Source organism: Pseudonocardia oceanicola (assembly GCF_047200735.1).
Lineage (GTDB): Bacteria > Actinomycetota > Actinomycetes > Mycobacteriales > Pseudonocardiaceae > Pseudonocardia.
This window is the reverse complement of sequence record NZ_JBJZON010000034.1, coordinates 50,762-57,682: the sequence shown is the minus strand read 5'-3', so window position 1 is coordinate 57,682 and position 6,921 is coordinate 50,762. Positions and strand designations below refer to the sequence as shown.

General features: G+C 73.9%; 6 protein-coding genes. 3 read left to right on the top strand and 3 right to left on the bottom strand.

The window, feature by feature from the left end; all coding sequences use genetic code 11:
- Positions 1-145 precede the first annotated feature (145 nt).
- On the bottom strand, positions 146-910 hold the full coding sequence (locus ACL02T_RS31250) for a LuxR C-terminal-related transcriptional regulator (RefSeq protein ID WP_412834402.1): 765 nt from the start codon (positions 908-910) through the stop codon (positions 146-148).
- Between the two features lie 175 nt (positions 911-1,085).
- On the opposite strand from ACL02T_RS31250, the gene ACL02T_RS31245 reads away from it, so the two are divergent.
- The gene (locus ACL02T_RS31245) at positions 1,086-2,603 is read left to right on the top strand and encodes a GAF domain-containing protein (RefSeq protein WP_412834401.1); all 1,518 of its coding nucleotides are present in this window, start codon (positions 1,086-1,088) and stop codon (positions 2,601-2,603) included.
- Between the two features lie 99 nt (positions 2,604-2,702).
- Here the strand turns inward: ACL02T_RS31245 and ACL02T_RS31240 are convergent, their stop codons facing one another.
- The gene (locus ACL02T_RS31240; RefSeq protein ID WP_412834400.1) at positions 2,703-3,899 is read right to left on the bottom strand and encodes an MSMEG_0565 family glycosyltransferase; all 1,197 of its coding nucleotides are present in this window, start codon (positions 3,897-3,899) and stop codon (positions 2,703-2,705) included.
- 63 nt (positions 3,900-3,962) lie between these two features.
- On the opposite strand from ACL02T_RS31240, the gene ACL02T_RS31235 reads away from it, so the two are divergent.
- Positions 3,963-5,150 (top strand): MSMEG_0568 family radical SAM protein, encoded by a 1,188-nt coding sequence (locus tag ACL02T_RS31235; RefSeq protein ID WP_412834399.1) that lies wholly within the window; start codon positions 3,963-3,965, stop codon positions 5,148-5,150.
- Between the two features lie 128 nt (positions 5,151-5,278).
- The gene (locus ACL02T_RS31230; RefSeq protein ID WP_412834398.1) at positions 5,279-5,830 is read left to right on the top strand and encodes an MSMEG_0567/Sll0786 family nitrogen starvation N-acetyltransferase; all 552 of its coding nucleotides are present in this window, start codon (positions 5,279-5,281) and stop codon (positions 5,828-5,830) included.
- 10 nt (positions 5,831-5,840) lie between these two features.
- Here the strand turns inward: ACL02T_RS31230 and ACL02T_RS31225 are convergent, their stop codons facing one another.
- On the bottom strand, positions 5,841-6,707 hold the full coding sequence (locus ACL02T_RS31225; protein ID WP_412834397.1) for an alpha/beta hydrolase fold domain-containing protein: 867 nt from the start codon (positions 6,705-6,707) through the stop codon (positions 5,841-5,843).
- Between the last annotated feature and the right edge of the window lie 214 nt (positions 6,708-6,921).

Genomic DNA, 6,921 nt, shown 5'->3' with positions numbered 1-6,921 from the left:
AATGCGAAGTCAGGCCCGGATTTGAGCGTTATGGTTCCATAGTGCGGCGTCAGGCCTGCGCGCGCGGATGTGCGACCCCGCACAGCGGTGCGCCACGCGGCCGGCGGCCCCGTCGGCACGCCGGCCGCGCGGGTCGGTGTCGTCCTCAGACGATCCCCTGACGGGTCGCGGTGTAGACGATCTCGGTGCGGCGGCGGACGTCGAGCTTGTCGCGCAGGTTCCGGACGTGGAACTTCACGGTCGCCTCGCTGATCACCAGCTCGGTGGCGATCTCCCGGTTCGACATGCCCGTGGCCAGCAGCTTGAGCACCTGGTTCTCGCGCTCGGTGAGCAGCGGGCCGGCGGGCGCGGCGGGCTCGCGGGGTTCGCGCAGCGCGTCCATCATCATCGTGGTGATCCGCGAGTCGAACACCGCGTCGCCGCGCAGCAGCGTGCGGACGGCCGCCACGATGTCCGCGGTGTCGGCGCCCTTGCGCAGGTAGCCGTGCACGCCGAGGCGGACCGTGCGCAGCATCGTCTCCCGGTCGCGGCAGGCCGTGAGCACCAGGATCCGGGTGCCGCGGTGGCGCTGCAGCAGCGCGCGGGCCACGTCGATGCCGGCCGAGTCGCCGCGGCCGAGGTCCACGTCGAGGAGCACGACGTCGGGCCGCAACCGGTCCGCCGCGACGAGCGCGTCGCGCGGGGTCGCGGCCTCGCCCACGATCCGCAGGTCCGGCTCCGCGGCGAAGAGCTGGCGCAGGCCGAGGCGGACGATGCCCTCGCCGTCGACCACCAGGATCCGGCCGTGGCGGACGGTGGCGAACGGGGAGTCCCCGCGGCCCGTGTCCGGGACCCCGGCGACCGTGGGGATGCGCGCGGGCTGCGGCGGGCGCCCGTCGAGGACCCTGATATCGGCGAGTTCTGCGGTCATCGCTGAGCCTTTCGAACGTCGACGGGTCGTTGTCGCGGCGACGGTAAGGTGAATCACGTTGCCCGTTCGTTGCACGTCCACGCCGGCCGCCCGGACAGGCGCAACCTCGCCTTGCTGATCCGGGTGGGGGTGAACGATGATGGGTGCGGCAAGCACGCGGACAGTCGGGGAGCCGATGCCAGTCGACGGGGTGGTCGAGCGCGAGCCGGGGTCCGGCCTGCCCGTCTCCCGCCCGTCGCGCGGGATCGACGAGCTCCTCGAGGCGGTCCTCGACGACACGGGCGACGCCACCGTTCGGCGGCTGGTCTCCGAGTCCTGGGAGCGCAGCCTCGCCGCCGCGATCGATCCCGGCACCGCGTTGCCGCCGTTCCGGTTCGACCCCTCCGAGGGCGCCGCCCGGCTCGCCGCGCACCCGCTGCACAAGGTCATGCCGCTGCTGCGCAGCAACCTGGTGAGCATCGCCGAGGAGGCGATGCACGTCGTCGTGGTCACGGACGAGCAGGGCATCGTGCTGTGGCGCGAGGGCGCGTCCGCGATCCTGCGCCCCGCGGACCGGGTGGGCCTGGTCGAGGGGTCCTGCTGGTCCGAGGAGGCCATCGGGACCAACGCGATGGGCACGACCCTCGTCGTCGGCCGGCCCGTGCAGATCCACTCCACCGAGCACCTCGTCCGGGCGGTGCACGCCTGGACGTGTGTGGCCGCCCCCGTCACGGACCCGGACTCCGGGAGGGTCGTGGGCTCCATCGACATCACCGGCCCGCGGCGCACCATCCACCCCGCGATGCTCGCGCTGGTCACGGCCACCGCCCAGCTCGCCGAGAACCAGATGCGCATGCAGTTGGCGATCGCCGACGAGCGGCTGCGCGCCCGCAACCAGCCGCACCTGCAGAGCCTGCGCGGCACGCCGGGCGCGCTCGTCACGCCCACGGGGCGGATCATCGCGGGCGAGCCGTACGGCGAGTGGCCCGAACGGGTCGACCTGCAGCAGATCGTCGGGGGTACCGACCGGGTCCGGCTGGCCGACGGGCGGGAGATGCACGTCGAACCGCTGGCCGAGGGCTTCCTGCTGCGCGCGGCCCGGCACAGCGGTCGCGCCACCACCGTGGAGGCCCCGCGGCACGCGCTGTCGCTGCGTTTCCTCGGCGACGGCAGCCCCACCGTGGTGCTCGACGGCGAGAGCCACGCCCTCACCCTGCGGCCCGCCGAGATCCTCACCGCCCTCGCGCTGCACCCGGACGGCCTCACCGCCGAACGGCTCGCCCATCTCCTCTACGGCGACGACGGCAACCAGACCACCGTCCGCGGCGAGATCCACCGGCTGCGCTCGCTGATCGGCACGGACGTGCTCAAGACCCGCCCGTACCGGCTCGACGCGGTGGTCGACACCGACTTCGGGACCGTCCGGCGGGCACTGCGCGAGGGCCGCATCGCCGACGCGCTGCGGGCCTGCCCGGGACCGCTCCTCCCCCGGTCCGACGCCCCGGAGATCCGTGGCGCGCGGGACGAGCTGGAGGTCGGGCTGCGCCGGGCCGTGCTGGAGTCCGACGACATCGAGCTCGTGCACGCCTACGCCACCCACCGGCTGGGACTGGACGACCTCGAGGCGCACGAGCTGCTCGTCGACATGCTGCCCGCCGGCGACCCGCGGCGCGCGGTCGCCGAGTCGCGGGTTGCACGACTGCTGGCGGAGTAGCACCCGGTCCGCGGTCGGCGGCTCCTTCGCCGGCAGGTGTGCGCGGCAGCGCCCGTTCGGTTGCCGGGCAGGCGGCGCGCCGCCCCGGGGCGCTCCCGGTCAGCAGGTGTGAGTGAGAGCGTCGTTCGCGCAGGTGAGCTCCGCATAGATCTGTGCGTGGACCTCGGCGGAGCGCTCCCAGGTGAAGCGGGCCGCGGTGCGTGCTCCTTCGCGCACGAGTGACGCCCGCACGTCCGGCTCCTCGATCATCCGGCGGAGCGCGGCGGCCAGCGCCTCCTCGTCGCCGACGGCCGGCAGCAGGGCGTCGACCCCGTCGGTGAGGTGCTCGCGGAAGACGGGCAGGTCGGCGGCGACGACCGGGACCCCCAGCGCCATCGCCTCGATCGCGACGAGCCCGAAGCCCTCCGCGGTCGACGGGTAGCAGAGCGCCCCGTGGCCGGCCGCGGCGGCGTACCAGCCGGCCAGCTCCGCGTCCGTGAGCGTGCCGAGCTCGACCACGTCCCGGCCGAGCTCCAGCCCCAGCTCGGGCAGCTCGGCGAGCGCGGTCTCCCGGTACGGCGCGAAGTCCTGGAAGGAGTGCCCGCCGACGATCGCGAGCACCGGGTCGAGCCCCTCCCGACGCAGCCGGGCCAGCGCACGGAAGGCGTGCACGGTGCCCTTGCGCGGCTCGATGCCCCCCACCGCGAGCAGCAGGAACCGGTCGTGCGCCCACGCCGGCACGGCGACCGGGCCGGTGAAGCGGTGCCGGTCCACACCGTTGGGCACGATCGTCGCCCCGACCCCGAAGTCGCGGGCGAGGATGCCGCGCCACTGCTCCGACACCACGAGCACCCGGTCCGGCTCGGTGATCGCCCGGCGCTGGCACTCGACGAGGATCGGGGTGGTGAACTCGTCGACGTGGTGGGCGGTGCGCAGCACCGTCACCTCGGCGGCCGTCCGTGCGCGCGCGGCGAGCGCCGCCCGCGCGGCGATGCAGTCCTGCGCGTGCAGCACGTCGAACTCCCCGATCCGCTCGGCCAGCGCGGTCGCGAGCCGCTCGATGCCGTCGAGGGTCCGCTCGGTCAGCGTGGTCCCCTCGCGGCGCGGCCCCGGCACGATCGTGTGCGGCAGGTCGACCGGCCGGTAGAGCCCCTTCACGGGGTCGCCGAGGGCGAACAGATGGACCGGCAGGGCTGCCCGGTGCAGGGCCTCGCCCAGCCCCAGCGTGTGGACGTGCCCACCGCGGGGGGACGTCGAGTGGGTCAGCAGGGCGACCCTCACGACCCCGGACCCACTCGCGTTGACGATGTTGCGCACGCGTCCACCATAGTGAATTCTCTGATGGGAGACGACCGTGTCCGATAGTGGAGGAGCCCTCGCATGACCCTGACCGACGAGCGCAGCCCCGGCGAGGCCGTCGGTGCGCCTGCGGTCGACACCGCGGCGCTGATCATGGACCTGCAGAGCGTCGGCCTGCGGATCGAGACCGAGCTGGAGACCTCCCGTACGGGCGGCGCCGGCCCGTCGGACTCCGGGATGCTGTGGATCGAGGGCGTGCCGGTCACCGTCCCGCCGAACACGACGTCCCCCTACGCGCTGCGCGCCGAGGACGGGGGCCAGGGGATCTACCGCGACGGCGTGAAGGTCGCCTCGGTCTCCGGAACGCGACGCCCGCGCTTCTACGACCTCGAGACCGCCGACGGCGTCCCGTACCACCGGATCGCGCTGCTGCACCTGGACTCGCTCGCGTCCACCGTGGTGCAGGCCTGCAACTACTGGGGCCACCCGGACCAGTGCGGGTTCTGCGGCATCGGCGTCTCGCTCGCCGCCGGCGCCACGATCGCGAGGAAGACGCCCGAGATGCTGGCCGAGGTCGCCGTCGCGGCCCGGGACCTCGACGGCGCCGTCGACGCCACGCTGACCACCGGCTCCTCGGTCGCCCCCGACCGCGGCGCGCTGTACGTCGCCCGCTGCGGGCAGGCGGTGAAGGAGGCCGCGGGCCTGCCCGTCGAGGTGCAGTTCGAGCCGCCGCGCTCGCTGGACGTGCTCCACCAGGTACACGGCATGGGTGTCGACTCGGTCGGCATCCACGTCGAGTCCTTCGACCCGGCGGTGTTGGCCCGGGTCGCGCCCGGCAAGTTCCGCACCGGCGTCGACACCTACTTCCGCACGTGGGAGCGCGCGGTGCAGCTGTTCGGCGAGGGCCGGGTGTCGACGTATGTGATCCTCGGCATGGGCGAGGACCCGGACCTGACCGTGGAGATGTGCCGGCGGGCCGTCGACATCGGGGTCTACCCGTTCGTGGTGCCGCTGCGGCCTGTCGCGGGCTCGCTGATGGAGGCGGTGCCGGCGCCGGCGCGCGAGTACACCGAGCCGATCTACCGCAAGGTCGCCGGGTTCCTCGCCGAGCGCGGGCTGGGCGCGGACACCGCCGTCGCCGGGTGCGCGCGCTGCCAGGCCTGCTCGTCGCTCGACCTGGTCCAGCAGTCGGGCGGGACGACGCCGTGCGGCGCGGGCTCCGGTGGCGGCGCGCCGCTGCTGCAGATCGGGAAGCGCCCGGGCGCATGACCGCCGTGATGCCGGAGCGCGCCGGGGTTCCGGCGCCCCACGGGGTCGGTCGGCCCGGCGACCCGCGGCCCCCTGACCCGCGACTCCGCCGTGACCCGCGGCTTTGTGATCAGCAGTCCGGCGGCACGGTGCGTCCAGCCCGGATCCGGCCCGTCCGGGCGGCCAACGTGCTGGTCGGCGTCGACCCGGTCGCCTGCCGCCCCGCCACCGACCCGGCCGCCCGCGCCGCGCACCACGCGATCCGGCGCGCGGTGTTCGTCGAGGAGCAGGGCGTGTTCGAGGACTCCGACCTCGACACGCACGACGCCCGCGACCCTCGTGACAGTGGGGTCGTCCACGTCCTCGCCACCCACCTCGGCCGCCCCGCCGGCGCAGTCCGCCTCTACCCGACCGGCCGCCCCGGCGAGTGGCTCGGCGACCGCCTCGCCGTCCTCCCCGAGTTCCGCTCCGCCGCGATCGGCGGCCCGCTGGTCCGCTTCGCCGTCGAGACCGCCGGCGCCCGCGACGGCCTGCGGATGCGCGCCCACGTCCAGCTGCCCAACGAGCGCTTCTTCCACCGCCTCGGCTGGACCACCGACGGCCCGGTCGAGACCTACGTCGGCCACCCCCACCTCCCGATGAGCACCCCCCTCGCGGGCCCGACGACCCCCTGGCTCGCCGGCCCCCGCCGCGCCGCCTGAGCCCGGCCGCTCAGAGGTGCCGGTCGAGGAAGCCGAAGACCTCGGCCATGCACTCGTCGCCCTCGGGCAGCCCCGGCACGCTCTCGAACGCGTGCCACATCCCCTCCCACACCCGCAGCCGGACCGACACACCGGCCTCACGCAGCACGCGGGTGGACCGCACGGCATCGCTCTGCAGCAGGTCCCGCGTTCCGGTGGTGATCATCGTCGGGACGAAGCCGCCGCTGAAGTCGGCCAGGAGGGGCGAGATCCGGGGATCGACCGCGGAGGCGGTGCCATGGTAGGCGGCGAACAACTTCTCCGCCGTGTCCCGAGCCAGCAGGGGATCGCGGCCGTCGTTGGCGACGTAGCTGTCCCCGATCGGGCGAAGGTCGACGGCAGGCGCGAAGAATCCTGCGGCCGCGGGTCGACGCCCTCGGGTGGCGGCACTCACCGTGCCGATCAGAAGGTTCGCACCCGCCGAGGATCCCGCCACCACCACGGTCCGATGCCGCCGTGCCACCGCCTGGTAGGCCCGCTGCGTCTCCTCGAACGCCGCCGGGAACCGGGCCTTCGGACTGAGGCTGTAGTCCACGGAGTAGACGACGATCCCGAGATCGTGCGCCATCCGGTACGCGTTGTAGTCGTGCCCGTGCAGCAGCGCGAACCCGCCGCCGTGGGTGAAGACGCCGGCGACACCCTTCCGGTTCCGCCGGATCGTGCGCGGCTCGATCACCACGACCCGGGTCCCGCCGATCGTCTCCTCGCACACCACCAGGTCCAGCTGTGCGCGGAGGCCGTCCAGGAACGGCCGGATCCGCGCCGCGAGCAGGTCGTTGACAGCATCGGCGTACTCCTGCGTCAGCACCGCATCGGGGATGACGAGTGGGTCCGTCATACGCAGGTGAGCCTCGGCCGCGGCGCTGATGGTTTGTGCCTGGATATCGCTGACCTGAACACGGCCCCTCCGTCCTCGTCGACGCCTGCAGGCTCGCTCGACAGCACCGGCTCGTTACCGCACGTCGCCGGAGCACGACGCACCGTGGTGAGCGTTGCCGTCGCCCGAGAAAGAGGGTTATACGTGGGGTTATAACCCCACACTGGGAGCAGCT